17 protein-coding genes are annotated in these 25,917 nt (G+C 49.4%); 5 read left to right on the top strand and 12 right to left on the bottom strand.

Annotated features, from left to right (window positions below; translation table 11 throughout):
* Positions 1–65 precede the first annotated feature (65 nt).
* The 3 genes from pyrI to ACSAZK_RS08885 all read right to left on the bottom strand — a co-directional run bounded on the left by pyrI (position 66) and on the right by ACSAZK_RS08885 (position 2,035).
* Complete coding sequence (pyrI, locus tag ACSAZK_RS08895) at positions 66–536, bottom strand: aspartate carbamoyltransferase regulatory subunit (RefSeq protein WP_440953815.1); 471 nt, start codon at positions 534–536, stop codon at positions 66–68.
* Positions 533–1,459 carry an aspartate carbamoyltransferase gene (gene pyrB / locus ACSAZK_RS08890; protein WP_048177232.1) on the bottom strand — a complete coding sequence of 309 codons (927 nt, stop codon included), beginning with the start codon at positions 1,457–1,459 and terminating at the stop codon, positions 533–535. The genes pyrI and pyrB overlap by 4 nt, the downstream gene beginning before the upstream one ends.
* A 147-nt stretch (positions 1,460–1,606) precedes the next feature.
* Complete coding sequence (locus ACSAZK_RS08885) at positions 1,607–2,035, bottom strand: DUF5788 family protein (protein WP_440956981.1); 429 nt, start codon at positions 2,033–2,035, stop codon at positions 1,607–1,609.
* A 378-nt stretch (positions 2,036–2,413) separates the two neighbouring features.
* On the opposite strand from ACSAZK_RS08885, the gene hxlA reads away from it, so the two are divergent.
* The 3 genes from hxlA to ACSAZK_RS08870 all read left to right on the top strand — a co-directional run bounded on the left by hxlA (position 2,414) and on the right by ACSAZK_RS08870 (position 5,296).
* Entirely contained in the window at positions 2,414–3,682 is a 1,269-nt protein-coding gene (gene hxlA / locus ACSAZK_RS08880; RefSeq protein WP_255351029.1) for a 3-hexulose-6-phosphate synthase, read from the top strand.
* A gap of 182 nt (positions 3,683–3,864) precedes the next feature.
* Entirely contained in the window at positions 3,865–4,653 is a 789-nt protein-coding gene (locus ACSAZK_RS08875; protein WP_440953814.1) for an A24 family peptidase C-terminal domain-containing protein, read from the top strand.
* A gap of 205 nt (positions 4,654–4,858) precedes the next feature.
* Complete coding sequence (locus ACSAZK_RS08870; RefSeq protein ID WP_440953813.1) at positions 4,859–5,296, top strand: hypothetical protein; 438 nt, start codon at positions 4,859–4,861, stop codon at positions 5,294–5,296.
* Positions 5,297–5,327: 31 nt separating this feature from the next.
* Here ACSAZK_RS08870 and recQ read toward each other — a convergent pair whose 3' ends face one another.
* From recQ to ACSAZK_RS08850, 4 genes are all read right to left on the bottom strand, one after another.
* Entirely contained in the window at positions 5,328–8,162 is a 2,835-nt protein-coding gene (gene recQ, locus ACSAZK_RS08865) for a DNA helicase RecQ (protein WP_440956980.1), read from the bottom strand.
* A 253-nt stretch (positions 8,163–8,415) separates the two neighbouring features.
* Complete coding sequence (locus ACSAZK_RS08860; RefSeq protein ID WP_440953812.1) at positions 8,416–10,299, bottom strand: hypothetical protein; 1,884 nt, start codon at positions 10,297–10,299, stop codon at positions 8,416–8,418.
* The gene (locus tag ACSAZK_RS08855; RefSeq protein WP_440953811.1) at positions 10,296–13,835 is read right to left on the bottom strand and encodes a hypothetical protein; all 3,540 of its coding nucleotides are present in this window, start codon (positions 13,833–13,835) and stop codon (positions 10,296–10,298) included. The genes ACSAZK_RS08860 and ACSAZK_RS08855 overlap by 4 nt, the downstream gene beginning before the upstream one ends.
* A gap of 77 nt (positions 13,836–13,912) precedes the next feature.
* Positions 13,913–14,680, bottom strand: a complete 768-nt coding sequence (locus tag ACSAZK_RS08850) for a hypothetical protein (protein ID WP_440953810.1) — start codon at positions 14,678–14,680, stop codon at positions 13,913–13,915.
* A 456-nt stretch (positions 14,681–15,136) separates the two neighbouring features.
* Here ACSAZK_RS08850 and ACSAZK_RS08845 point away from each other — a divergent pair, with 456 nt between their 5' ends.
* The gene (locus ACSAZK_RS08845; RefSeq protein WP_440956969.1) at positions 15,137–16,918 is read left to right on the top strand and encodes a hypothetical protein; all 1,782 of its coding nucleotides are present in this window, start codon (positions 15,137–15,139) and stop codon (positions 16,916–16,918) included.
* A 195-nt stretch (positions 16,919–17,113) separates the two neighbouring features.
* Here the strand turns inward: ACSAZK_RS08845 and ACSAZK_RS08840 are convergent, their stop codons facing one another.
* The 3 genes from ACSAZK_RS08840 to ACSAZK_RS08830 form a co-directional block, all read right to left on the bottom strand.
* Entirely contained in the window at positions 17,114–17,686 is a 573-nt protein-coding gene (locus ACSAZK_RS08840; protein ID WP_048177246.1) for a DUF1847 domain-containing protein, read from the bottom strand.
* Positions 17,687–17,865: 179 nt separating this feature from the next.
* Positions 17,866–20,115 (bottom strand): amino acid permease, encoded by a 2,250-nt coding sequence (locus tag ACSAZK_RS08835; RefSeq protein ID WP_440956968.1) that lies wholly within the window; start codon positions 20,113–20,115, stop codon positions 17,866–17,868.
* Between the two features lie 302 nt (positions 20,116–20,417).
* Positions 20,418–20,612 (bottom strand): hypothetical protein, encoded by a 195-nt coding sequence (locus ACSAZK_RS08830; RefSeq protein ID WP_440956967.1) that lies wholly within the window; start codon positions 20,610–20,612, stop codon positions 20,418–20,420.
* Between the two features lie 915 nt (positions 20,613–21,527).
* Between ACSAZK_RS08830 and galU the strand changes: the two genes are divergently transcribed.
* Complete coding sequence (galU, locus tag ACSAZK_RS08825; protein ID WP_440956966.1) at positions 21,528–22,409, top strand: UTP--glucose-1-phosphate uridylyltransferase GalU; 882 nt, start codon at positions 21,528–21,530, stop codon at positions 22,407–22,409.
* Positions 22,410–22,558: 149 nt separating this feature from the next.
* Here galU and ACSAZK_RS08820 read toward each other — a convergent pair whose 3' ends face one another.
* Complete coding sequence (locus ACSAZK_RS08820; protein WP_440956965.1) at positions 22,559–23,842, bottom strand: nucleotide sugar dehydrogenase; 1,284 nt, start codon at positions 23,840–23,842, stop codon at positions 22,559–22,561.
* A 522-nt stretch (positions 23,843–24,364) separates the two neighbouring features.
* Positions 24,365–25,804, bottom strand: a complete 1,440-nt coding sequence (locus ACSAZK_RS08815; protein ID WP_440956964.1) for a nucleotide sugar dehydrogenase — start codon at positions 25,802–25,804, stop codon at positions 24,365–24,367.
* Between the last annotated feature and the right edge of the window lie 113 nt (positions 25,805–25,917).

Here is a 25,917-nt window from a genome sequence, read left to right as displayed (position 1 = left end):
TGGGGCTTTTCGGAATTTTTTTCCTGACATTTTTTCCTAATTTTTTACTTCAGTCCTGCCGGGAATCACACCAGGTGTTCGGCAATATTCTCCGAGATAACGTGTTCGCAGTAGAGGCAGCGCAGGACCACCCCACCTTTTTCGGAGCGGATCACAGAAAATCTGGATTTTATGGGCTCAGTGCTGTTGGAGATGCAGTTCGGGTTTATGCAGCGGACCACGTCTTCTACGTAAGTCGGGAGGACTACCTTCTTTTTCTGGAGCACTACAAAGTCGCGGATGATATTGACGGTGGCGTTCGGGGCGATCAGGGAAATCCTGTTGAGTTCCTCAACATTGAGTTCCCGGCCTTCGACTTTTACTACGTCCTTCCTGCCCTTGGCCCCGGGAGCGTTCATGACAAAACTGACAGTGCCCCTGCAGTCCGCGGCAATTCCCAGGATGCGCAGGACGTTTAAGGCTTGCCCGGCCTTGATATGGTCAATGACAGTCCCGTTTTCGATCGCCTGGATTTTCAGGTTCCCTTTATCCGTCATTCAATCACCCCCATAGCCAGCGTAAGCAGTGCCATCCGGGTCGGGACGCCGTAGAATGCCTGCTGGAAGTAGCATGCATACGGGGTCTCGTCAACCTCCGGCGAAATCTCGTTGACCCTTGGAAGCGGGTGCAGGATCTTCAGGTCCGGAGCAGCATTTTCCAGAAGCTCGCCTGTGAGTTTCAGCCGGTTTTTCACCTTTTCGTATTCCTCCGGGTCAGGGAAACGTTCCTGCTGGACCCTGGTCATGTAAAGGACCTCGATATCCCCTATCACATCCTCAAAGGAATCGGTTTCCCCTACTTTGATGTTCTGTCTTTTCAGGTCCCGGACAATCTCTGCGGGCATCCGGAGTTCGGGGGGGGAGACGAAGGTCATTTCCGCTCCGTAAAGGGAAAGCGCATGACAGAGGGAGTGCACGGTCCGCCCGTATTTCAGGTCTCCCGCCATGGCGATTTTCAGGCCTTCGAGGTGGCTCTCCCTGCGGATGGTGTAAAGGTCGAGGAAAGTCTGGGTAGGGTGGTGGATAGACCCGTCCCCGCCGTTGATTATTGGCACACTTGCGAATTCCGAAGCCATACGCGCCGACCCGTCCTGGGGATGGCGCAGCACAATCAGGTCTGCATACTTGCTGATCACGCGGATGGTATCGGCAAGGTTTTCCCCCTTCATGACCGAACTTGCTTCCACGGACCCAAGATTGATAATCTGCCCCCCGAGCCTCTGGATCGCGGTTTCAAAAGATAGCCGGGTCCGGGTGCTCGGTTCGAAAAAAAGAAGTGCGATAATCTTTCCGTCAAGAAGCCGGGACTTTTCCATCCCCCTGGCAACCGGTTCAAGTTTTTCAGCGGTGTCCAGCACGTGGTCGATTTCTTCTCGCGAAAAGTCTTTCATTGAGATGACGTGTCGGTTCTTAAATGACATCCGGTTTTCATAAAGGATTCTCTGAGATATAACCTTTGCTCTGGAAATTTAATGAGTGAGTTTTCCTTCTTTATTTGCTTATTTTTCCACTTATTCTTCACTTATTTTCCACTCATTCTTCACTTATTTTTTCACTTATTTTTTCACTTATTTTTTCACTTCCTTGAGGAATTCAAGCCAGAGTTTAGCGTCCCTCACTCTCTGATCTGCAAATTTTTCCTGGAAGTGCTTCGTCCTTTCTTTCAGGCTGCCGTCTTCAATATCCCGGAGGTCCATTATCGCACGCAAAAGCCCTGCGGTTTCATGGTAAAGAGTTCTGGCTTCATCCCTGGTCAGGGCCATTTCTTCCAGTTCTTTTTCATCTTCCTCTTCCTTTCCGGAAATAAGTTTAATGCAATTATCTATCTGTTCCTTCTCCTCCGGTGTGATTTCATCTTTCCGGATCAGTTCCCAGACATACTCATGCAAAGGACAGTCTTTACCTTCGACCTCCACATGGTTCGGAATCCTCTGTCCGACCCAGAACAACCGGGAGTGCAGAGCCGAAAGCAATTGCCTCCGCTCTTCTTCGCTTATGTATTCCTTTGAGTTATGGTCCGTATTTTATCCCCCTTAACAGATTATTGTTCTACCTTAATAAAATATCGGAAATGCCATTTTTACTGAAATCCTGTTGAAATCCTTATTAAATCCTGATGAACTCATAAACTAATCAAAAAATTAATTAAGTGTTGGAATAAAACTTCGGGATAAAATGAAACTCAAGAAGTAATACAAAGAGTAATACGAATAAAAACAAAAAGCAATATAGATAATAAGACCCTACATACTAAAAAATGGAATATTAAATAATCCTTACAATAAAATTTTCAGAGGGGAGCCGGTTTGGAAATGCTGCATTTCAAAAACTTGTAGTGTTTCCGGCTTCCCGTTTGAGGTGGTAATATAGTTCTAATTCAGGTTGCACTTGATCTCCTTGAAATGGACCGCTCGGTTAAAATTGCACGGGAAGCAATCGCCGGGGGAGCTGACTGGATCGAAATCGGGACACCCCTGATTAAAAGCGAAGGTATGGACACGGTCCGCACAATGCGGAAAGCCTTCCCGGACAGGACGATCCTGGCCGACATGAAAACCGTAGATACGGGGGCAATGGAAGTGGAGATGGCGGCAAAAGCCGGAGCTGACGTTGCCATTGTCCTCGGAAGTGCTGACGACTCCACCATTCTTGATGCACTCCGGTCAGCTCACAAGTACGGGATCCGGCTTATGGCAGACCTTATCTCAGCCCCTGAGCCTGTGGGCCGGGCCGTGGAACTCGAGGCCCTTGGCGTGGACTACATCAATGTCCATGTAGGGATTGACCAGCAGATGATGGGCAAGGACCCTGTTTCCATTCTCATGGAAATTGCAGAGAAGGTAAATGTCAAGCTAGCGGTGGCAGGAGGGCTTGATGCGGAAAGCGCAGCTCAGGCGGTCAGGGCGGGCGCCGAGATCGTAATTGTGGGAGGAAACATAACCCGCTCGGACAACGTAACCGAAGCTGCCCAAAAAATCAGACAGAGCGTGGACGCCCCGGGCTCCATAGAGATCCGGGACAGGGGTACCCTGGACCAGGAGATCCGGGAGATCCTCATGGAAGTTTCCACCTCCAACATCTCAGACGCCCTGCACAGGAAAGGGGCGATGAAAGGCATCCATCCCCTCGTCAGGGGGAAGGTGGTCGGGACTGCAATCACGGTTCAGTCCTTTGCTGGGGACTGGGCAAAAACCGTGGAAGCCATCGACGAAGCAAAAGAAGGGGACGTAATCGTCATCTATAACGAATGCAAAGACATCGCCTGCTGGGGCGGGCTTGCAACCTTAAGTTCCCTGAACAAGGGCATTGCCGGAGTGGTTATCGAAGGTGCGGTCCGGGACATTGACGAAGTGGAGAAACTGGGCCTCCCTATCTACACGAGCAACACTGTCCCGAACGCCGGGGACCCAAAAGGCTTCGGGGAAATGAACGCCGAGATCACATGCGGGGGTCAGACCGTAAAGCCCGGGGACTACATCGTGGGCGACGAAAGCGGGGTCGTGGTGGTCCCGAAGGAAAGGGCTTACGAAATTGCCCGGAGGGCAAAAGAAGTTTACAAAACCGAAAACCGGATCTTCGATGAAATTCGGAGAGGCGGGACCCTTTCGGAAATCCTCGAACTCAAGAAATGGGAAAAACTTTGAAACCGGAAAAACTTTGAAATCAATTTTTTATAGCTGGATGAGTTAAGGTCCTGCTGTGAAGGTCAAAAAACAGTGCTGTGAAGGGCAGGAAAAACGGCAGGGAAAACAATAAAATCCGGGAAGAACAAAAACACTATGAGAAACTGAAGAAAAGAAAAATTAAAAAATTAAAAAATCCAGGCATGATAGAAGCGTTGAAACTGGCAGCTTGCCTGCCCTTCTTACTCTATTCTTCCTACTCGGACCTGAAGACCCGCAGGGTTTCTAACAGGGTATGGAAGCTCATGCTTCTTTCTCTTTCGGGGTTTGTGTTGTATGAAGCAGCCCAGGGAGGCACTTCCTATGTCATTCGGCTTCTTCTTTCGTTTTTCTTCATTTTTTCCCTGACATACCTCCTGTTCCGGCTAAAAATCTTCGGGGGGGCGGATGCAAAAGCCCTGATTGTACTCTCTATCCTCATTCCGGTATATCCTGCCCTGGAACTGGGGGGGCAAAACTTTCCCCTGCTCGGGGTGGCCCCCCATGGGGTCTTTTCCCTGACTGTTCTTGAAAATGCCCTGCTCCTGACGGCTGTTGTTCCCCTGGGGATTTTCTGCTATAACCTGTTCCATTTTTCCCCTGGCATGCTCAAAAAGCCCTTTTATATGCTCGTAGCCTACAGGATAAATTTAGGAGACCTGCCCCTGCTCCTGGAAAAAGGCAGGCGTATCCGGCTTATCGAACGGTTCGAATTCGATAATGGGAGGCTTGTACCTCACTTTACAGGCAACGGGATAGTTTTAAACTTTAATGCCCTCTCCCGGCTCGAAGCCCATGCCAGTAAGGGACTCATGGAAAGTTTCATCTGGGTAACGCCGGGCCTTCCTTTCATGGTTCCCATAAGTGCAGGCTTTCTCACAGCCGTTGTCCTCGGGGACCTGGTCTTTCACGTTATTATTAAATTTATTGAATACTGGGGCCTCATATTCTGAATTTTTATGCGAAGCTTTGCCTCAGGAAAAAGAGAGCATTGTACGCAAAATAAAGAGGGATAAATGGAGTTTTAGAGGGGATTTAAAAAAAGCAAGTGTCTCAATTTTTTAATATAGTATTGCAACCTTTTTATATTTGAAAATCAATACTTCATAATATTAATTTTGGAGATTTTCAAGAAATTTCCAGGCACAAGGTGAGAAAATGAAGGGGGGAAACTTTCTAACCGACGAAAGGGCCGTAAATCCTGGTGTGATTGTTGCTGCGGGAATAATCGGGATAGCCGTCCTTGCCGTCCTTGCAACAGCTTTTATGTTTGGTGAGAGTACGGAAAAAGCGGTTAGTTCTGGAAGATTAATTAAAATAGAAGTCAAAGTTCTCGACTCAAATACCCTTAAACTCGAACATCAGGGAGGAGACCCCCTTGATTTCGGAGAGGATACGAAGTTTCTTCTCTCCCGCGAAGAGGTTGAGTACGAACTATCTTTCCCCTCCGAAATATCTCAGCTGGAAGTGGGAGACTCAATGGAACTCACCCTGCCCGAAGGGGCGGAACTGAAAAAAGGGGAAAGCGCCCTGCTCAAGATAAGGGACGTGAAGAAAAGGAAAGACATCTTCAGGAAAGAGATAAGCTTCGACTGAAGTTTCAAAGAAAGAATGAAGGTTGAAAGGGTCATTCCAGCAGCCTGGAAAAAAGAAGAGCCTTTACCAGCTTCAGTTCCCCTTCAGAAAAGTTTTCCCCGAACCGGGTTTTTAAAAGGGAAGCAAACTCTGTTTCAAGTTCTTCAACTACTGTTTTAACTTGCTGCCGCTTATCCGGGGTGACAAAGCCGCCGATCTCACTGATTTTTCCGGCAAGGATCAGTTGTTCAAGCTGTTTGCAAACGGTTCCGGTCCCAAGTCCCCTTATTTCGGCAATCTCGCTTATTCCCAGGCCCTGCCTGCAAAGTGAGAAGGTCTCTTCAAGGGAGTCGGAAAGTCTTTCGGAAGCTTCGGGTCCGGACTTCCCGGAAGGGTCGGATTTCCCTGAAGGGACATAATCCCTCTGAAAGGCAGGAGCTTTTTCAGTCCAGTCCTCGATGCTCGTTGCCAGAAGCCGACCTTTTCTTGCGGGAGAAACCGGGTTCCTGGCAGGCATCTTTTTCCCGAATTCAGGCAAGAACCCGGCGGCTTCAGGGCCGAGTTCATTTTGAACCCCATTTTGAATCCCATTTTGCACTTCGGTTAGCACTTTATTTTGAACTTCAACTCCCGTTTCACTGTCCACTCCCGTTCCAAATTCTGTGCCAAATTCGGCTCTAGATTCGGTTACCAGGTGGGAACCTCGGCCAGTTTCGGGTTTCAAGCCTTTTTCAGGTTTCAAGCCTTTTTCAGGTGCCATTCCTTGTCTGGATTCCGGGCTTATTCCTTCGGCTTTGTCCCGGGGAACTTCGGCATTTTTTACTTTCCCGGGGCCTCCCAGTCCGTAGTCCAGACAGTAGTTTTCAATTTCCAGCAGGAAGACGTCCCCGTATTTCCGGAGCTTGTGATCGCCCACTCCGGTAATGGCATGGAAATCTTCATTGTTTTTCGGAAACTTAGTAGCCATTTCCTTCAGGCTCGTATCGGAAAATATGATGTAAGGAGGAAGGTTTTTCTTTACTGCGATCTGCTTCCGGAGGGCTTTTAAGCGCTCGAAAAGGATGTAGTCGATATCCTCTCCTGATTTTGCCAGGCCCCCGGATTCAACCGTTTCCTGGATCTCGGCAGCTTCTAAATTGTCTTCCGTCCCTTTCTCTGGCTTGCATTTTTTTCTTTTTGCAGCCTTGGCAGCCATTCCGGGAACAGGAATTCCGGAAGCGGACATTTCCGGGGCAGCCATTTCAGGAGCCGGGGAGGGAACACCCTCGTCTTCAATTTCAGGCACGAACCCTGAAGGGCAGACGAGCTCCACTTTCTCGGAACCCCGCAAGATTTTCCTGCTCATGGCGTTGAGCTTCAGGAGGGGGTAACGGGCTCCGCTGACGTTCAGGAGACCGGTGTTAATCATCTCGGAGGCCAGGGTCTTCCACTGATCCTTAGTAAACTCCCTGCCGCTTCCGTGGGCCTTCAGGCGTTCATGGCGGTTCTGCTTGATCTTCTTATTTTTGGAGCCCGTCAGGACGTCAATGGCATAATTCGTGCCGAAGCGCTGGTTGAGTTCCTGGACGCAGGCAATCAGTTTCTTTGCGGCTTCCGTCCCGTCAAAGGTCCCTTTCGGGTGGAGGCAGGTGTCGCAGTTTCCGCAAGCCTCGGGAAGGATCTCTCCAAAATATTCAAGGAGCGTTTGGCGCCTGCACTTATTGCTCTCACAGTAGGCCACCATCTGCCTGAGCTGTACCAGAGCGATGTCTTTTTCCTTTTCGTTCGTCTTCTGGTTTATGAAATACTCGATCTTGAAGCGGTCGCCCCTGCTGAAAAAAAGGAGGCACTCGCAAGGACTGCCGTCCCGCCCCCCACGTCCGGTTTCCTGGTAGTAGCTCTCGAGGTTGCGGGGGAGGTCGTAGTGGATAACAAAACGGACGTTGGACTTGTCAATTCCCATCCCGAAAGCAATGGTCGCAACGATAATGTCCGCGTCGTCCTTAATGAAATGTTCCTGGTTCCTTGCACGCTCGCCATCGGAAAGCCCTGCGTGGTAGGGAAGAGCCCTGAACCCTGCCCGGCTCAGTTTATTTGTCAGGTTTTCCACATTGTTCCGGCTCTGGCAGTAGATGATCCCGGCTTCTCCCCTGCGCCTGCGCAGGTAGTCGGTGATTTCCGAGAAGGTCTCTTTTTTTGGCCTTACCTCATAGTAGAGGTTCCTCCGGTCGAAACTTGCCACGTAAGGCCCGGTTTCAGGGTCAATCTTCAGGCCAAGCTGGGTGATTATGTCTTTCTTGACCCTTTCCGTGGCTGTTGCCGTAAGCGCGATAACCGGTACGTCGGAAAAGCCCTTTTCCTTCCCCCTCAGAAGTTTCAGTTTCCTGTACTCGGGCCGGAAATCGTGCCCCCACTCGGAAATGCAGTGCGCCTCGTCGATTGCAAAAAGGCTGACCTTCCCTTTCTTCAAAAACGTAAGAGTCCCGGGCATCATGAGCCTCTCGGGCGCAACGTAGAGGACTTTCAGCCTGTTCTCAAGAAAAGCGTTTTTCACGTCCCGGATTTCCCTGGCACTCTGGGTACTGTTCATACAGGCCGCAGCAACCCCGTTGGCTTCCAGTCCGTCCACCTGGTCCTTCATCAGGGAAATCAGGGGTGAGACTACAACCGTGACCCCGTCCTGCAAAAGGGCTGGAAGCTGGTAGCAAAGGGACTTGCCTCCCCCGGTTGGCATGAGCACGAAAACATCTTTTCCGTCCAGGACATCATTGACAATTTCTTCCTGCAGGGGACGAAAAGATGTATAGCCGAAATACTGGCGGAGGATCGAATACATATTAGCTGTCCTGAGGACCCCGGACTCAAGTTCGACCTTGCTCTCCCTCAACACGTCGTAATCCACGCCTATACTTTCAATGTCCTCTGAAAACTCCATACTGCTGTGGTGTTTTCTGGCTTATTCTATTTAAGTTGCGGGTGTGTGGGGTGAAAGTATTTGAAGGGTTTGAACCTCCCCTCCTGCATTTGCGAGGCGAGTGGACCTCTCTAGTATAAATAAATTTAGAAAAGTTTAAATAAATTAAGAGCTGCCTTTTGACCCCTATATATTATACAGGCTACTTTCCACAATACAGGCTACTTTCCTCTAGTTTTTCAACTTTTCAGGAGCTTTCCGGCTTTGCAGGACTGAGGATCTCCGTAAGTTTCACAGGCCTTGGTCCAATTTTCCGGGCCGTGTTCTCACTTTTGGGAGTGGTGAGCAGGACTTCCTTTACCCCCAGGAATTCGGCGGCGGCCAGGATATCGGCGTCTTCAGTGGAAATTCCGTACCTGGCCATGATTTCATGTACATAATCTATTTCCGTGTCAACAACCATTATGCGGCCATTTTCCACCAGTTCGTGTACAGCTTCACCCAGTTTGCTCCTTTCAACTGGGCTTTTCCCCTCAACGGGGGTGCTCCCCTTGACGAGGTTTTCATCCCAGAGTTTGTTAAACTCGTTCTTGCTGATAAACACGCTCCTCCCTCCGGAAAATAGAAGCTCAAACCCGTTTATGCCGTAGATCTCTTTCAACTGACTGCTGCCTGTTACCAGCTGCTTTCCAGGCATTGGCGGCGAAAATAGCAGGAATTTCCTTCCGGCGGCCCCCAGCAGGAGCAGCAAAAGGGGAAGTAAAAAAGGCAACAAATTAAAACGGCTTTTTTCAGTTTCGACCCTTTCAACCCCAGGGGTATTCTCTTCGTTCGTCCGGGGGACACTTTCGGCTTCAGGCTCATTCTCAGAGACAGGATAGATAGGCCTGATTATCCAGAGTCTCTCGCCATCCCCGCTGTGATGTCTGCTCCCCTCTTCATCCGGAACAACCAGGGGGATGCTATCTTCCTCATTGCTGTCTTTCTCACTGCTATCTTCCTCACTGCTGTCCTCTTCGCCCGGAACGTCCGGGTCAACGACGACGTCCCCGGAACCTTCAGGCCCGAGGGATCCGCCAGGGGCATCGGAAGTTCCGCAAACAATGGAACTTATGACAAAACCCCCGCTTTCCGAAGCTGTGAGGGGCATGGAACTTCCGGATATTGTGCAGGGAATCGTGTAGAAAACCTTTGCAAAGAAGACCGGGGTCCCCTCATATTCGTATGTAAAGGACTCGCGCCAGCTTTCCCCGGGCCGGAGCCAGAGGTCAGGAGCGTATTCCCGGATCAGTTTCGGTTCGGTGAGCATAAGGTCGGATACGTAGACTTCCACGCCGGAAAGCAAACAGTCAAAATCACTTGCGTCCTCGACCACAACCCCTACATTCCACTGGTCTTTCCCGATCTTTTGTTTTTCAACCGCAAAGCGGGTGCTTGTGACGGCAGAAAGGGAAAGGTCCTTTGAAACCGTAAGGGAAGGGGTGGTAAACGAGAAGCTCGAGGGCTGGAGTACTATATCGGAGACAGGGGTGGTATTGAAAACGACCAGAAGGCTTTCTGCAGAGCCGGGGGAAACGCTGAAGTTTTCCCAGTGGAAGTTGTTCCCTGTCCTGTTCGGGCTCCCTGCCGAAAACGTAAGGCTGGCAAATTCCAGTTCTTCCGGAAACTCCCTGTCAAAAGAAAGAACGTAAATGTTCTCGCTGCCCGGGTTGCTGATCTCCACCCTGAACACAACTTCCTGTTCCATATCCCGGTAAAGGGTCAAAGGCTCAACTGTCTCTCTTACGGAGGGGAGCGGAACCGTAAACGGCTCGGGAGCTTCGTATGATACGGTCGTGGTGGACTTTGGGGGAAGCTCATTGATATGCACCCCCGAAGGTGTTATACCGTTTCCAAAGCTGATGTTGATGTCCGAAACCGTATGGTCCGGGGAGGGGTTTGTGACGGACAGGGAACCTGTCACGCTTCCGGAACCGTATGTGCCGTCCGGATAGAAGACCAGGTCGTTGACATACTCGGTAGCCTCAAGTTCCAGGGACAGGGCAGCGGCCTGAGGGCTGAGGAGCAGGAGTGCGGAAATAAGGCACAGGATAGAAACGAAGCGCATGATAAATACCGGTCCGGTTCTCATTGCGGGTCCACCCCCACAACGAAAGCATCCTCCAGGGAATACCTCCCAGTTCCCTCAAGAGTGTAAGTCACGGTCCTGCTCTCTCCGGCAGCAAGGTCCAGGTTCCAGCAGTAGATGTTACCCTGGGAACCGCTGCAGGCAGGGACAGGGTCTGCAAGTGTAAAGTTGCCCGGAAGGAGGTCATAGACCATCAGGCCGCTTCCGTTGAAGTCCACGTGGCTCGTAAGGTTCAGGACTACCGAATAACTGTCAGGGGTAGCGCCTTTTTCAATCCTCTTGCTGACACTGAAATTAACGTAAGATTCGTTGACAGTGATGGTCACGGTTTCGGAATCGTTCATTTCCCCATCGGAGGCCGTGAACTCTACATGATACACCCCACTGTCCGTAAATCCGGGCATCCAGGTAAAAGTGTCCCCTACCAGAGTCCCGAAACTTGCGTTGCTGCCGTATATTATCGGGTCTCCGTTAGGGTCTGTCGCTGACAGTTTTATTGTAAGCAGCTCGGACTCGTTTACCTTTCCGGGACCGATGGGGGAGAGGAAAGGGGGCGAGTTGATTACAGTGAAGTTTCCGGTGAGAGGGGCCGCAGCGTTTCCGGAACTGTCGTTTGCATAGATGGTATAAGCCCGGGTCCCGGGAAGCAAGCCTGAGCTGTCAAAGGAGTATTCATACATATCCGGGACGTTTCCTGTCCCGTTTACCTCCACATTATCCACGTAACAGTACTCTCCCTCCCCAATATCACACAGGAACCTTATTTTGAAATCCGAATTGTTTCCGGCTCCTGCAGGCAGCTCATAATTGAAACCTGTGGACTCGGTAACAACCGTTTGGAGCAGATTGGTCCACTGTGTCCCGTTGTACCAGTCAACAGCAAGGTATTTCCCGGGGTCCAGCCCTTCGGTCCTTGCCTCAAATGAAAACGTTACGTTCTCATAGCCTGCCGTGTCTATGCTTTTTTCGATGGTGCTTACCCCACCAGTATTCATAGCAACTGCTTCGTTTGTCAGTCCGTCCGTCCCGATGGTCCAGGGGTTTCCCGATCCGGAACATGTCCAGTTCTGCGTTTCCAGACTTCCGGATTCGAAATCGTCTGAGAATAACTGTGCTTCAGCCCGCAGCCCGGACATTGTGTAATTTATCCCCTCAAGCTCCACCAGGACAGTCCCCACACTGACGTTGTCCGTGACGTTTGCGATGAAGCTAATGTTTTCCCCACGTTCGGCAGGGTCAGGGGAGGCAGAAATTAAGTTGATTATCGGGCTCAAGGCATCTGAGGTCTCAAAGCCCTCTCCACCCCCGGGCTCTCCGTCTCCGGGAGTTGATCCTCCTCCCGAGCTGGGTTCTTGAACCGTGAAGTTTCCTTCCACAGGAACCGCTTCTCGCCCGAGGGTGTCGTTTGCATAGACTGTGTAATCGTATACCCCTGGCGACAGGGCAGATGTGTTATATAAGTACTCAAAAGGCCTGGGAACTATTCTTTTTCCCTTTACTTCCACGTTATCGACACGAACAGAATCAGCGGAGTTCGTGGAATTGCAGTTAAACCTCAGTTTGAAATCGGGGTTGTCCCCGGCAGCGGGAGGTAGAACGGAATTAAAAAATAGGTCCGCATTCTCGATGACGCTTGTGTTTAAAAGGCAGTTCCACTCTTCTCCATCATACCAGTCAACTGAAAAGTACTCAAGTTTGTCTGCGGAAAGGTCGCAACTGTAATAGAAAGAGAGATTGATTTCGCTATAGCCTGCGGTATCTATATCTGTCTCCACTGAACTTGCTCCGCCTCCGTCCTTGTCAGTATTTGTGACCAGGAGGCTGTAATCCCCGGCATGAGCCTTATTTGGTTTGTAGTGTATGAACCAGGGGTTTCCCGATCCGGAACATGTCCAGTTATTTGTTCCCAGGCTGCCGGATTCAAACCCGTCGAAGAAAAGCTTGCTTTCCGTGTTTACCCCTTCAGCAACGGTATAATTTATCCCCTCTATATTAACCAGGACACCGTTGACCTCAAAACCATCGACTACATCCACAGAAATTGTTATGTTTTCCCCCTGCTCTACAGGGTTCGGAGAGGCAGATACCGAGGAAATCCCGGGGATTCCGTCCACAACCGTGAAGCTGCCTGTCAAAGGAACGGCTTCGTTTTCGGAACTGTCGCTGGCATGGACCGTGTAACTGTAAACTCCCGGGACCAGGCCAGAGCTGTCATAGATATATCCGTAAGGTTCGGAAGGAACCCCCGTGCCCGTTAACTCCAGGTTATCAATGCGGGCAGTATCCCCGGGACCCAGACTGCACCTGAACCTCAGTTTGAAATCAGGGTTGTCGCATGCCTCGTCCGGCAGGGAACTGTTAAAGTATGTATACTGGACGGTATGGTCGGTAAAATTAAAGATACTGTTCCACTGCTCTCCGTCATACCAGTCGATCGCAAAATACCCGGAGCCGCTCAGCCCGGAAACCCTGTAATAGAGGGAAAGCTCGAGGTTTTCATAACCCGCCGTATCTATTCCCGCTTCCAGGGTTTTTTCTCCGGCCCCCGAAGTCAGAGCATTAAATGACCCCTCATAGGATCCAGATGCCTCTTCGACCTGCCAGGGGTCTCCCGTTCCGGAGGCAGTCCAGTTGTTTGTTGTCAGGTTTCCGGATTCGAACCCGTCAAAGAAGAGCTGGGTCCTGTTCATCCAGAGCTCCGGCAGGGCCATCGGGTACTCTGTCCCGTTGATCTCGACCAGGACGGTTCCGACCTCAACGTTGTCCGTGACATCTGCTGTGATGGTAACGTTCCCCCCGCTTTCTACCGGGTCAGGAGTGTCCGAAACAGAGTTTATCACCGGTTTTGTAGTGTCGCCGGAAAGAGCGTAGACTTCAAAGCTGGCTGCGGCTTTCCCTGTTATATTTTCATCATCATTTGCCGTTATGCTTAAGTTCTTCTGACCCGTGGAAACCGCCTGGTAATCTGTTGAGAAAAACCCTTCAGTTGCAGAGGTGCTGAGTGTAATGCCATCGATTATGATTTCGACCGAGGCGTTTACAGGGTTTCCGCTAGCCGTGTCCGTGACGTCTCCTGAAATTGAAATGTTTCCGGGAGGGTATGACTCTTCAAGGTCAGGGTACACTGACAGCGTCCTTATGTCAAATTCCACGGTTTCGGTGACATTTTCCCCTGAGACAAACACCGTATATGTCCCGAGGACCACTCCATGCTGTGGGGAATACTCTGCCGTATACCCGGTTTCTGAAGGGATGAGAGTCAGGTCCGTAACTGCCAGGGTCGGGAAGATTACATAAGCCGTAATATTTGACCCGTTGAAAAATGTCTCGTTGACTGACACAAGTACGGTTTCTCCGGGGGAATAAGCCGTCCTGTCCACCCATACCGCTTGCTGGCTGCCTGAATCGGAGGCTGCGCACTGGAGCACGGTACATTGAAACATGAGTACCGTTAGTAACGCGAATATCAATGATATAGGAATCAATGATGCAGGAATCAATGATACGGGCTTCAACTGCCTGAAAAAACTGAAAACCATAAACTACAACCCCCCGACATTCCCCGATATTCAACAAGTACTGATTTAATTTACACTGTAATTATTCCCCACTGTCATCACTTTACTTTCCACTGCCTGTATGACCAGATACATATAATTCCGAACACCAGCCCCAGGCTTATGTTTGCCCACTTCACTGGGGAACGGGGAAGGGGCAGGCTGCTGTATTCAAAGTCCAGCTGCCAGGTTCCGTCTTCAAGGCCGCTTTGCATCCAGGTTACAGGATTTCCTGTGGAAACGGGTGGATTGCTGGAATATGAAACATGCCTGTTTCCGCCGAGATCGGCCCTTATCAGGGCATTTTTTATTGGGATGCTTGAAGGCTGCACAGTATAAGTTATATGGTCAAAAAGCAGCCCTTTCTCGACGATTTCATCCGTGCTGTATTCTATTATTATTGTCCTGCACTCCCCTGGCATGACAGGGGTCCAGAACCCGTACCTGACAGTGGTAGCTTCTTCTTCCTCCGTTACCAGGATATCCGTAACCCGTGTCCCGTCATCCAGTCTTGCTGAAACATCCCGGATTCTCAGGCCTCTGAGGCCTCCTTCAATGGGCAGGGGCAGGCCAAAGACCGTGGAACTCTGCTCCTTGCTCAGGGATATATATCCGTAACCCGGAACAACCGGTTTGTCTATGACATTCTTGATCGTGAGTTCTTCTGTTACGCGGGTTGTTGCGGAATCTACCTTGATGGTCACATCGTAATGGTCCCATACCTCCACAGCGTCCCCTGCGCTTGCAACTGCTCCCAGCTGGCAGCCCATAAGTATGCCCAGAAAGAGCATACTTATGGATATTTTTGCCCTTGTTCTTATTTGCAACACACCCAATTATTTAGTATTTATTTTTGCAAGGGAAAAGCATCTTCATAAAAAATCTTGCAGAACTTCTATATATTTTTTACTCATTTGGGGCACATAAATGGAAACTTTAGGGGGAAAATGAATACTTTAAAAAATAATTGAATGATTAGCTTCCCAGATATGCGAGATAAAAATAAAGTAAAAACATGGGCTTCCGGCTTTGAAGGCAAGAAACTTAATTATCTGGCCTACAGAATTAATAAATTAGTCCACTTTCATGCCAAATAAGTTTATATAGTTGCAACACTCAACTCTTAATACTAATCGCAAAAGTACAAAATTTAATATTCGGGTCCGAACTTCAACTCGGGTCAAATCGGTATACTTAGCCATGTTTGCATGCATAACCATCATTCAATCCTGAAATCGTATGGTTTGGGGGCATTCAGTCATGGATAATAGTGGGGGAGACATATGGGAAATAGACCTACTGTAAAGAATAGACTTACTGTAAAGAATAGACATGCTGTAAAGAATAAACATGTCGTAAAGAACATATATGCTATAAAGTACAGTTTGCTCTGTGCTTTCATCGTACTGATAATGCTAGTTCTCCTTTCTTTTCCGGCTTCTGCAACCGCAGTCCTTGATATCCGGGTCACGGAATCAATAAACCTGACGGACGAATTCGACGGGACAACACTCACGCAGGGAACTCCGACAGGGGAAGGAGAAATCAACATAACAAACATGCTGACAACGGAACTTTATGACATTTCCCTTAACTTCAGTGAAGGGGGAACTTCCGGGTGGGCCGTATCCACAGGAAACGGTGTCGATCTTGACACTACCGGGGACGGCTATGTCATAATCCATATCAATTCCCTTGCCGCAGAGGAACCGGCTAGATCGGTTATCATAACTTACAGCTGCACAGGTTCAAGGCCTGTGAATTTCAGTGAAAGCTATAACACAAGCAAGATCCTTGCAGGTGGAAGCATTAACGTCTCTCTGACACTGGAAAATAACGCAAGTTCAGCTATCACCGGCATCCAGCTTATCAAGACTGCTGCGGATAATGATACCGACTCAACCGCAGATTTCAACTTTTCAGAAGCTTTCGCGGATGTCGGAAATCCTTCGATAACAGGTGGAAACGTACTTACCTGGGACCTCGCAACGCTTGGCATAGGGTCAACTGCCACACTCAACTTCACAGCATCCGATAACGACCCGGACGCTCATAACAACGGGGGCTTCCAGAGTTCAATTCCATATTATCTCGGGAATTCCACCTTTCAATTCACAATTAATGATGGAAGTGAATCCGGCAGTGGAGTAGGGTTGAACGAGGAGCCGACAGCTACCACCTCGAATATCGAAATTTCCCTCCAGAAAGAACAGCTGAGTCCGGACGATGGGGGGGATGGAAATGATTGGGGATTCACCCCAACAATCGAAAACACCGATACTGATGAAATAAGTTTCAGCATATCCTCCGTAAACCTGTACGTCACCAACAGCACAGCCCTTCAGGACACTTCGGCTGTCAATTCTACGTCATATACCTCCGAGACAATCTCAAACGGGGAGACATGGACTAAGGATGAGTGGAAGATATACGACTTCCCCGACCCTGTCCCTGTGGGCTGGATTGATGTGGACCTTTCAGTGGACCTGTCGGATGGAGGCGGACAGCTTTCCGAAAGCTACTCGACTACCAATGGAGCATACGAACTTATTGAGAAGATATATATCATCAATGGATACCTTGTCGAGGCAAAGAAAAGCATAAGCAAAAATGAGACCTCTGATGACCGGTATGACATAACCCTCCGGGTTCACAACCTGGGTAATCTAGAAACGCCTCCGAACGTATATGTGTACGATATCATCCCGAATGGGTTCGAAATGGTATACAATGAAACGGATCCTGATGGGCATACGGGCGTCATGTCTCCAATCCAGGGAGATGCTTACTGGTGGAATGTGGGTCCCCTGGAACCTGAAGGCACACCCGGAAACCAGACCTATATCAACTATACGGTACAGGGTACCGGCACCTACAGGCTAACCGAGCTTTTCATCCTGGGTATTGACCCGAGCTATTCCCTGAACATGCAGAGCACACCTGAACTGAAAACAGGGGCAAGGGTAATTTCGGGTTCCGGAGTGAAATCCATCATGAGCGTATTAATGATGAGCTCTCTTCTCCTGGGTATGGTGGGGCTCAGGAGAAAAAAGAGAGAAAATTAACCCGAAAAAGGGTTTGAAGGAGGTTTAGCGGGAGAGTAACAGGGTAGTTGCTATACAAGCTCAGTCTGTGCCATCAGGGTGCAGGCGGAGGGAAATGCAGGGGGATAAAAGGAATACTACCCTGAAAAACTCCTCCTACCTCCCCCATTTTAAAAACATTTTTTTATTTTTAGTCCTCGTTCCTTAGCCTTTAATTCATTCCGATATTCCAAACCTTTTTTTCAGGTAATATCCCGAATAGATAGCTCCCGCAGGGTTATGAGTGAGCACCCGGTCTTTGACAATGAACGTTGTCACCGGCGCTTCGGAGTTCTGGGTAAAAAGGATATCATGCCCGATGCAGAGTCCGACTATGATATTCAGGTCAGTTTCGCTTTCATTCAGGACTTTTGCCTGGCCTATGGGATTGCAGGTTGCTTCAAACCCTTTCCCGTATAACTTCTCGAGACCGAAAGCTTCCTTGTCAAGGCCGCAGACCTTGCAGCAGACCGAAAATACCTCGAAATCCCGAGCAAGAATTTTGTGGATGGTTTTTGCTTCCCTTTCAAGCCCTATGCAAAAAGCAATCCCGAGCTTTTTGTAGCCCATCTTCTGTGCGTAAAGGATGAGTTCTTCAAGCCTGGTCTTTTCCATATAGTAGTGGGCCTCGATCTCAGCTGAGACCTGCATAGAATCCAGGTCCCCGCCTTCGTAGGAAATCTCGTCTTTGATGCTTGTGCAGTCCTTTCCCTTATAGCATTTTTTTTCATCACAGAGTGCGCACTTCATATTTTTGCTCCTTGTTAGAATGATCTGACATGCTGGTCTGCAAGGAACATGATAAAAGTATTCCCGGATTTTTTGTAGCAGGTAAAGGTTCAGAAACAAAACACAAGCAGCTAAGAAAATGATGCAAGAAAACACTCCGAAAAACATAATCCTGTAAGGGGATACTCCGTAAAAAATATTCAGGCTAGAGCGTTTTCTTCTCCGGAATCCAGGGCAAAAAGGCAGGATGAGCCTGTTTTTTCCGTTAAAGCCCGGGCGAGGTCAAGGTCAGGGTCCGGAGATAGGCAGAAAATGTGCAGGGAAGCGGAGGGAACTCCAGAGCTTTTTTCCAGGCCTTCGTGCAGCACCCGCACAGCTACGTTCGGGATCCGGGCCAGGTCGGCAAGGGAATACAGGAAATCTCTGGCTGCCCGGGTCCTGGAAGGGGAGTCTATCAGGGCCGTAAAACTCAGAGAAGCTTTCCAGTTGCGTTTAAGCTTGTATGCGGTAAGCAGGGCAAGGTCCAGGTTTTCCAGGTCCATGCTTATTTCCCAGGCAGGTCCCCTGTCTTCGACCCAGAGGTTGATGGAATTCCTCCTTCCAAACCCGGATTTAGGGTGTTTTGAGAGGAGGAGCACCCCCATCCTGTGCAGGGCCGCATTCCTTATGATCTCCCGGATTTCTTCATCCCTTTCCCGGGATTCGGGAAGCCTTAAAAAAAGAATCCCCGGGCGGAAAAACGAACCTGTTAGAGCTTCCATGCCTGCGATCAGGTTCTTTCCGAATTCGGCACTCTCTATAAGAGTCCAGGAAGCGAAAATCCCTTCTTCCTGAAAACCCTGGCTCATTTCAGGAAGCCGGGTGAGGAGAATATCTTCTTTCACTTTCCCTGTCAGGCCCATAAGTTTGATCGAACCCTTGGGATACGCAATATTCCTGAGGAAATTAAAGGTTCCCCGGAGGTCCCGGGGGTCTTCTACCGGCACCAGGAGGTTTGCTTTCCAGACCCTTTCGCCGGGAGGGGCAAGAGAATTTGCCTTTTTTGCCGCCCATTCGGCCAGGGCCACGAAAAGTCCGCTTCGAACGTCTCCGAAGGGAGCTTTCAGTTGTTTGCGGATAAGGTAGCTGTGGATCAAAAGAACAAGGGTCACTGCAAGGAAGCTGATACCGGGGTTTACGATGAACATTGTAAAAAGGCAGCCTGCAGCCCCCAGGAAGGATACTGCCCTGGGGATTTTGAAAAGGGGCCTGAAACTCACCAGGCCCAGGCTCTGTTCGATAAAGACGACCAGGTTGATCATGGCATAGCTGATAAGGAAAAACATAGCTATCAGGGGAGCCACCGTGTTCAGGGTCCTTAGCATCAGGGCTCCGAGGACTATGGCACCTGTAAATACCATGGCGTTTCTGGGTTCACCCCGGTCGGTTTTTTTGGAAAACCATTCACTTTTTGGCAGGATCCCGTGCGCTCCAAGAGCCTGTAAGATTCTCGGCGCGCCCACGATGGAGGAAAGGGCTGAAGAGAAAGTTGCTCCGAGGAGCCCTGCAAGCACAAGGGGGCCGGATACCGCTCTTTCGATCAGCAGAGTATAGTCGCTTACAAGCTCATCTGGACTGGCTGAGCGGGCAAACCAGTAGGCCAGGAGAAGATAGATGCAGAGACTTATGCCTATGGCACTCAGGGTACCTACAGGAATGCTTTTCCTGGGATTCTTGAGTTCCCCTGACATATTGGCACCAGCCATTATCCCGGTGGCAGCAGGGAAAAATACAGCAAACACCCCCCAGAACCCAATCCCGGAAAACCCGGATTCCGGCGTGCCGGGGAAGTTGCCCCACCACTGTATGGGTTCAGGAGGGGAACCGAACCCTGCCCAGAAAATGGATATCAAGGAAGCTGCAATCACGGCAAGGATGATGTACTGGATCCGAAAAGCGAGGCTGGCACTGATATAGGCAATAACGAAAAGCAGGGCAAAGGCTGCCAGGTCAACTAAAAGGGCAGGATGCTCCGGAAAGACCCACCTCCAGCCCGCCCGGAACCCGAAAATGTACATAGCAACAGCCAGGGCCTGGGAAAGGTAGAGGGGAATTCCGATGCTTCCTCCCACCTCAAGTCCCAGGGACTGGGAAATTATGGAATATGCTCCTCCGGCTCCTATACGGATATTTGTGGTAACTGAAGCAAGAGAAAGCCCTGTAAAGGCAGTAATACTAAAAGCAATCAGGATAATCAGCCAGGCTCCGAGAAGCCCTGCATTTCCCACAACCCAGCCTTCCCGCAGGTACATGATCACCCCAAGGATGGTCAGCAGGGTGGGGACAAAGACGCCATCGAATGTCCCAAAGCGCCTGACCTTTGTCTTTCGCTCCTTTAACTGTTCCTGGAGGCTCTTTGCACCCCCCCCGGCTTTTAGCGTTTCATTTTCCAGATGTCCAACCCCTCTCAAAATCCACAGGGCCTTTACAACCTTCCCTAAGGGTCACCTCAAGTCTTCAGACCTGACTAATCGTTCTGTAAAACCGGTCTGTATAAGCTTCTCGTTAGCCAGAAACCCGCACATCCCCACATAAAACTATGGTGGTGCTACTAAAAAGCAATTTCTTATAAAAAAGTAAAAAGCAGTATCTTAAAGGCTTATCCAGGTTCTGGGTATTTCAGATCGTCAGTAAGTATTCGTTCACGTCATGATAAGCACAAAGACGAGTAAGAGACCTAGTGGCAAAAACTCAAGGACTGTGAGTAAGGACTTCAATTTAACATACATGCCCGAAACCTCCCCTTTTCTACTTCAAACCCTGCGAAAATAAACCTGCGAACTCTAAAAACTAAGTTTTCGAGAACCTCAATCTTCCATAGATTTAACCATGGGAAAGGATGAAAACAAAAACCAGGGCCATACCACAAAGTAGCAACGCCACTAAAGCCATCCATAAATTCAGCCATTTCGAAGAATCCTCCGCCATTCCCAAAATCCCCCTATCTTAATTTGGAGGGTATGAATTTAAAAATGTAAGAACTAATTTTCAGAAACAGGGTTAATTTTGAAAATCCCCTACATCCACTGCAACTTTGTAATGGCGCTGGGTATGATCGGAAGATGGAGATGAGGCAGAGGGGAGTATTAATCCCTTCATATGTGAAAACCAGAAAAAATATCACGAAAGGAATCCGGGCTTTGAACACTAATTTTTCCTGAATAAAAAGAGGTTTTGACGGGAAAATTGATTCAATTTTTCCAGAGGAAATAAGGGGGTTCATATTGAATTTTTGGGAGAAATCCTTTTTTATATTTATTCTCTTTTGCTTCATCTCAATAACAAATTTCTCCCTCTGCCGGAAGTAAGGCTTGGGTCCCGACTACAAGACCTTCTGACATTTAAGCGTTCGAGATCTTCTGACATTTAAGCGGTTTAAAACAGCAACCATACAACAGTGAACCATCAAAATCTTTTAATAAACCTTTATCTTCCTATTAATATCTTGTATGTCTCCGGAATTCTACTGCAGGATTTCCATGCCTGGTGTTCTTGCCTTATGTCCATCCCTTATGTCCATCCCTTATGTCCATTCCTTATGTCCATCCCTTATGCCCATGCCTGGTTTCATTATTCGGTGCTTTACTTGATGCTCATGCTTCTGTTCCCTTACCTTGTGCTCTTTGATTTCCATGTCCGGTATCCTTGCTTGACGCCTTTGCCGTCCCAAAAGTTATTCCCTTGTTAGGCGTCTATATAGGAGAGGGTAAAGAATAAAGGAAAAACTTAAAAATGTCTTACATTGAAAGTACTTTAGTAAGGAATTTTAATTAGTCTCAAAAATACCTTTTCACAAAACTTTCTCTTATTCGGAGTGTCAGTCTTGAATGTCAAAAAAGCAATAATCCCTGCAGCCGGCCTTGGAACTCGTTTCCTGCCTGCAACGAAGTCCATGCCAAAGGAAATGCTTCCTATCATCGATACGCCTGTTTTCCAGTACGTGGTAGAAGAAGCCATCGAATCCGGAATCGAAGACATAATCATCATTACGGGCCGTGGTAAGAGGGCGATTGAAGATTACTTTGACGACTCTCCCGAACTCGAGATGCACCTTGCAAAAAAACACAATACCGACCTTCTCAAACTTGTTCGGGACATCTCCTCCCTTGTGGACATCCACTACATCCGCCAGAAAGAGCCCCTGGGGCTTGGGGACGCCATCCTGAGGGCGGAAAAGCATATAGGAAATGAGCCTTTTGCAGTGCTCCTGGGCGATGACATTATTGTCAACGACAAGCCCTGCACCGCCCAGCTAATTGAAAACTTTGATAAGTACGGGCGCTCCACGATAGCCGTGGAAGAGGTGCCCTATGAAAAGTTGAGCAGTTACGGGATAATCAAAGGCAAGCTTTTCGATGACTCTCTCTACGTTCTGGAAGACATTGTGGAAAAACCTGCCCCAGAAGACGCCCCCTCAAAAATCGGGGCAATCGGGCGCTACGTCTTCACCCCCGAGATCTTCGACTGCATCAAAGCAGCAGGAAAAGGCGTAGGCAATGAGGTCCAGCTAACGGACGGGATCAGGCTCCTTAACGAGTCCCAGACCATCTATGCCTACGAGTTCAAAGGAACGCGCTATGATACCGGGGACAAACTCGGCTACGTAAAGGCAATCGTGGACTTCGCCCTGCGGAACGATTTCCTGCGTGACGACGTGCTCGAATACCTCAAATTAGTTACTGCTTCGGAAACCTCTCTGGAATAAATAAACAGGGATTGAGGAATAATTACGAGAGTGGAAGAATCAAGATAGTCAGAATTACGAGAGTGAAAGAGGGTTCCATAATAAGACTCTGAATTACTAATCAGAAGGAAAGTTTACGAAAAGTTTAAGAAGGGTTATATGCCGGGATTTCACCAGCAGAGCCCTTCGTAATCAAGCCCTTTTGCCCTGATTATCCTTCTTCCGTCAATCACTATTTTTTCTTTCATATCTTCGAACTCGGCGTCCAGCTCTTTGAACTCTTCCCATTCCGTCATCACCAGGCAGGCGTCGGCATCCTTCAGGGCTTTGGCTGCGCTTTTGCAGTACTCTATTGTCGGGAAGACCCTTTTCATGCTCTCGGCAGCCATGGGGTCGTAGGCAAAAACCCTTGCTCCAAGCCTCAGGAGCTCGGCGACAACGGGGATAGCTCTTGATTCCCGAATGTCGTCGGTGTCGTTTTTAAAGGCCAGGCCCAGGACTGCGACCTTTTTGCCTTCCAGGTCCCCTGCTTTCCTTTGCAGGATTTCGGTCATCAGGAGGGGCTGCTTTTCGTTTACCGCGATCACGGATTCCAGGAGCAAGGGCTCGTACCCGATATCCTTTGCCTTCCCTATCAGGGCTTTTACGTCCTTGGGGAAGCAGGACCCTCCGAAACCGGCTCCGGAGTTCAGGAAATTCGGGGAAATCCGAAAGTCCTTCCCGACTGCCTGCATGACCTCATAGGTGTCGATCCCGAGCTTCTTGCAGATGTTCCCGATTTCGTTGGCAAAGGAGATCTTGGTTGCCAGGAAAGAGTTGTTTGCGTACTTGATCATTTCCGCAGTCCGGGGTATGGTGCGGGTGACCTCGCAGTCGAAGCTCCGGTAAAGTTCGGAAACCAGGTCTCCTGCCCTCAGGTCGTTTGCCCCGACAACGATCTTGTCCGGGTGCATGAAATCGTAGACCGCTTTTCCTTCCCTCAGGAACTCGGGGTTCATAGCAACTCCGAAGTCCTTTCCTGCCTTTTTCCCGGATTTTTCCTCAAGGATGGGCAGGACGACCTTTTCCGTGGTTTCGGGCACAACCGTGCTCTTTACCACAACCACATGGTAGCCTTCCTTCTTTGCCAGGGCTTCCCCGATATTCCCTGCGGCTGCCCTGACTATTGAAAGGTCGATGCTCCCGTCTTCCCCTGACGGGGTCCCGACGCAGATAAACGAAATTTCCGTATCCATGACAGCAAACTCGGAATCAGTGGTAGCTATGAGCCTTTTTCCTGCGTATTTCCCTAAAAGTTCTTCGAGCCCCTCTTCGTAGATCGGGGGGACCCCCTTATTTATCTGCTCCACCTTTTTCTCGTCGATATCCACGCAGACCACTTCGTGTCCCACGTCGGCAAAACATGCAGCTGTGACCGAGCCCACGTACCCTGAACCTATGACCGAAACTTTCATTGATTGTGCCTCTTTTTGTCCGAAAGTAGGGATGTATTTGAAAACCTTTTTCCACGTTTTTGTTGCGTTCTTTGTTACTTATCCTGTTACGTGTTTTGCTTTTACTTGCATTTAGGCTTCTTTTCATATGAATGTTTTATCGGGTATCCCTGTTTCCCGAAATTCGAAAATAGCTTATTAGTCGCATGGTTACGTTAATCGTATTGCTATAATAATCGCATAGTTACATTGATCACCTTTAAATTCTTTACTCTCTCAAATCTCTGGATCTTCTTTATTTCAGCCGGGTCAGAGGTTCCCATGTATACTGCAGAATGCTCTTTTTTGCCGGGGTTTCAACGGAATAATACATCTAAAAGTGTAAATACTGGCTTGAAAACGGAAAAAAAGAACGTTCCGGGCTCTTTTCAATGGAGCATTTCAAAGGAACATTTTTTTAAAAAAGAGGTTAGCTGCTATTGCAGCTGAGTTCGGGTTGATAAGACTGCTGGACTTTTTTTGTGTGCAGTTCACTCTTGCATTTCACTTTATATTGTGTCTGTTTTTGTCCCCTCTTCCAATTCCCCTGTACACGAAGCCGGCTTCAATAAAACTTTCAGGGTCCGCCACGTTTCTCCCGTCCACAAGTACGGGGTGCTTCTTTCCCATAAGCTCTCCAAGCTCGCCGGGTCCGAGACTGAAATATTCACTGTGCCCTGTCAGGATTACGGCTGCATCGGCATTTCTCAGGACTTCTTTCCGGTCCTCTGAAATCTCAAGTCCCGGATAGTCCCGGACATAGGGGTCGTGCACCTCCACTTTTGCTCCTGCCTTCCGGCAGAGGTCCCTGAAGGGTTCGGAAGGCGTGTTCCTGGCATCGTCCGAGTCCCTGATAAAAGCCCAGCCTAGCATTGCAATCTTTGACCCCTCCACCTTTTTCCCCACCTTCTCAAGGGCAGAGGCGGTCAGGTTGTACATGTGCACCGGCATAAAGTCGTTAACCTTCCGCGCAAGCACGTAGATCGAGTCGGAAGCTTCGGGATAGTCCAGGGGGTTTCCTGCAAGTTTGACCCCCCTTTCCAGGTGGTAGGTATCTTTGGTGAGGCAGTGCCCTCCGACTCCTGCTCCCGGCCAGAGGACTGCCCTTGTGATCCCTTCTCCTTTAAGGCTGTCCACCCCTGCCCGGACATCGTAGACGTTGATACCCATGGCCTCGCAGTAGAGGGCAAGCTGGTTGACAGCCGCAATCTGCAGGTCCCTGAAGGTGTTTTCCGTAGTTTTCGTAACCTCGGCTGCAGTCGCGGACATCGGGATTACCTTTCCTTCCGTAAGTACAGGGGTGTAGAGTTCCACTGCCCGCTCTTTGCTGGCTTCGTCGATGCCCCCGACAATCCGGTCGTGCTCACGGATGTTTTTCAGGAGCCTGCCTACCATCACCCTCTCCGGGGCATGGGCAAGGGCGAAGTCTTCCCCGGCTTTTAAACCTGATTCCTCTTCAAGGAGCTGCTTTGCCATGCCTTCGGTTGTGCCCGGGGTGATGGTGGATTCCAGGACCACGAGCATGCCCGGTTTTAAGTATCTTCCGACGTTCCGGATGCCTTCGGAAAGGGCGGAAAAGTCCGGTTCGAGGTCTTTGGAGTTTGCAAAAGGCGTCTGGATTGCCAGGGTTACGGCATCGAGTTCGGATATCCTGGAAAAGTCCGGAGTGCATTCGAACTTCCCGGCGGAAACTACCTTCCTTATGAGAGCTTCGAGCCCCGGCTCCTCGCCTTTTAGCGGGCTTTCTCCCCGGTTTAACATCTCTATCTTGTGCCCCGAGGTCCTTGAGTTGCGCTGGAACCCGAGTACCCTGTCAAAACAGGGGGCATCCGCAAACAGTACTGCTGCAGGAATTCCCACGTATCCCATTCCTATTACCCCGATCTTTTTGATGGGGCCCCTTTTTTCCAGAAGAGTCCGGAGTTTGCTGAAGGACGAATTCATGTGATCACTTTCGTTTATTGCGGGTTTTTCAGGATTTCGGTTTTTTTCAGGTCTCACCCTTTCTTTTTGTTTTTCAGGCCTGCACCATTCTTTTTGGGTTTTCAGATCCCTAT

It is taken from the genome of Methanosarcina sediminis (genome assembly GCF_052056915.1).
In the GTDB taxonomy this organism is placed as follows: Archaea; Halobacteriota; Methanosarcinia; order Methanosarcinales; family Methanosarcinaceae; genus MTP4.
Note: the sequence above shows the minus strand (reverse complement) of the source record. Positions and strands in the feature narration are given on the sequence as shown.

Bases quoted from the DNA above. Each gene is read 5' to 3' on its own strand.
- pyrB (WP_048177232.1), bottom strand. From the start codon at position 1,459: ATGTCATTTAAGAACCGACACGTCATCTCAATGAAAGACTTTTCGCGA.
- ACSAZK_RS08870 (WP_440953813.1), top strand. From the start codon at position 4,859: ATGAAGGGGGGAAACTTTCTAACCGACGAAAGGGCCGTAAATCCTGGT.
- ACSAZK_RS08855 (WP_440953811.1), bottom strand. From the start codon at position 13,835: ATGGTTTTCAGTTTTTTCAGGCAGTTGAAGCCCGTATCATTGATTCCT.
- pyrI (WP_440953815.1), bottom strand. From the start codon at position 536: ATGACGGATAAAGGGAACCTGAAAATCCAGGCGATCGAAAACGGGACT.
- ACSAZK_RS08820 (WP_440956965.1), bottom strand. From the start codon at position 23,842: ATGAAAGTTTCGGTCATAGGTTCAGGGTACGTGGGCTCGGTCACAGCT.
- ACSAZK_RS08840 (WP_048177246.1), bottom strand. From the start codon at position 17,686: ATGAAGTGCGCACTCTGTGATGAAAAAAAATGCTATAAGGGAAAGGAC.
- ACSAZK_RS08845 (WP_440956969.1), top strand. From the start codon at position 15,137: ATGGGAAATAGACCTACTGTAAAGAATAGACTTACTGTAAAGAATAGA.
- ACSAZK_RS08875 (WP_440953814.1), top strand. From the start codon at position 3,865: ATGATAGAAGCGTTGAAACTGGCAGCTTGCCTGCCCTTCTTACTCTAT.
- ACSAZK_RS08815 (WP_440956964.1), bottom strand. From the start codon at position 25,804: ATGAATTCGTCCTTCAGCAAACTCCGGACTCTTCTGGAAAAAAGGGGC.
- ACSAZK_RS08830 (WP_440956967.1), bottom strand. From the start codon at position 20,612: ATGGCTGAATTTATGGATGGCTTTAGTGGCGTTGCTACTTTGTGGTAT.
- ACSAZK_RS08860 (WP_440953812.1), bottom strand. From the start codon at position 10,299: ATGAGAACCGGACCGGTATTTATCATGCGCTTCGTTTCTATCCTGTGC.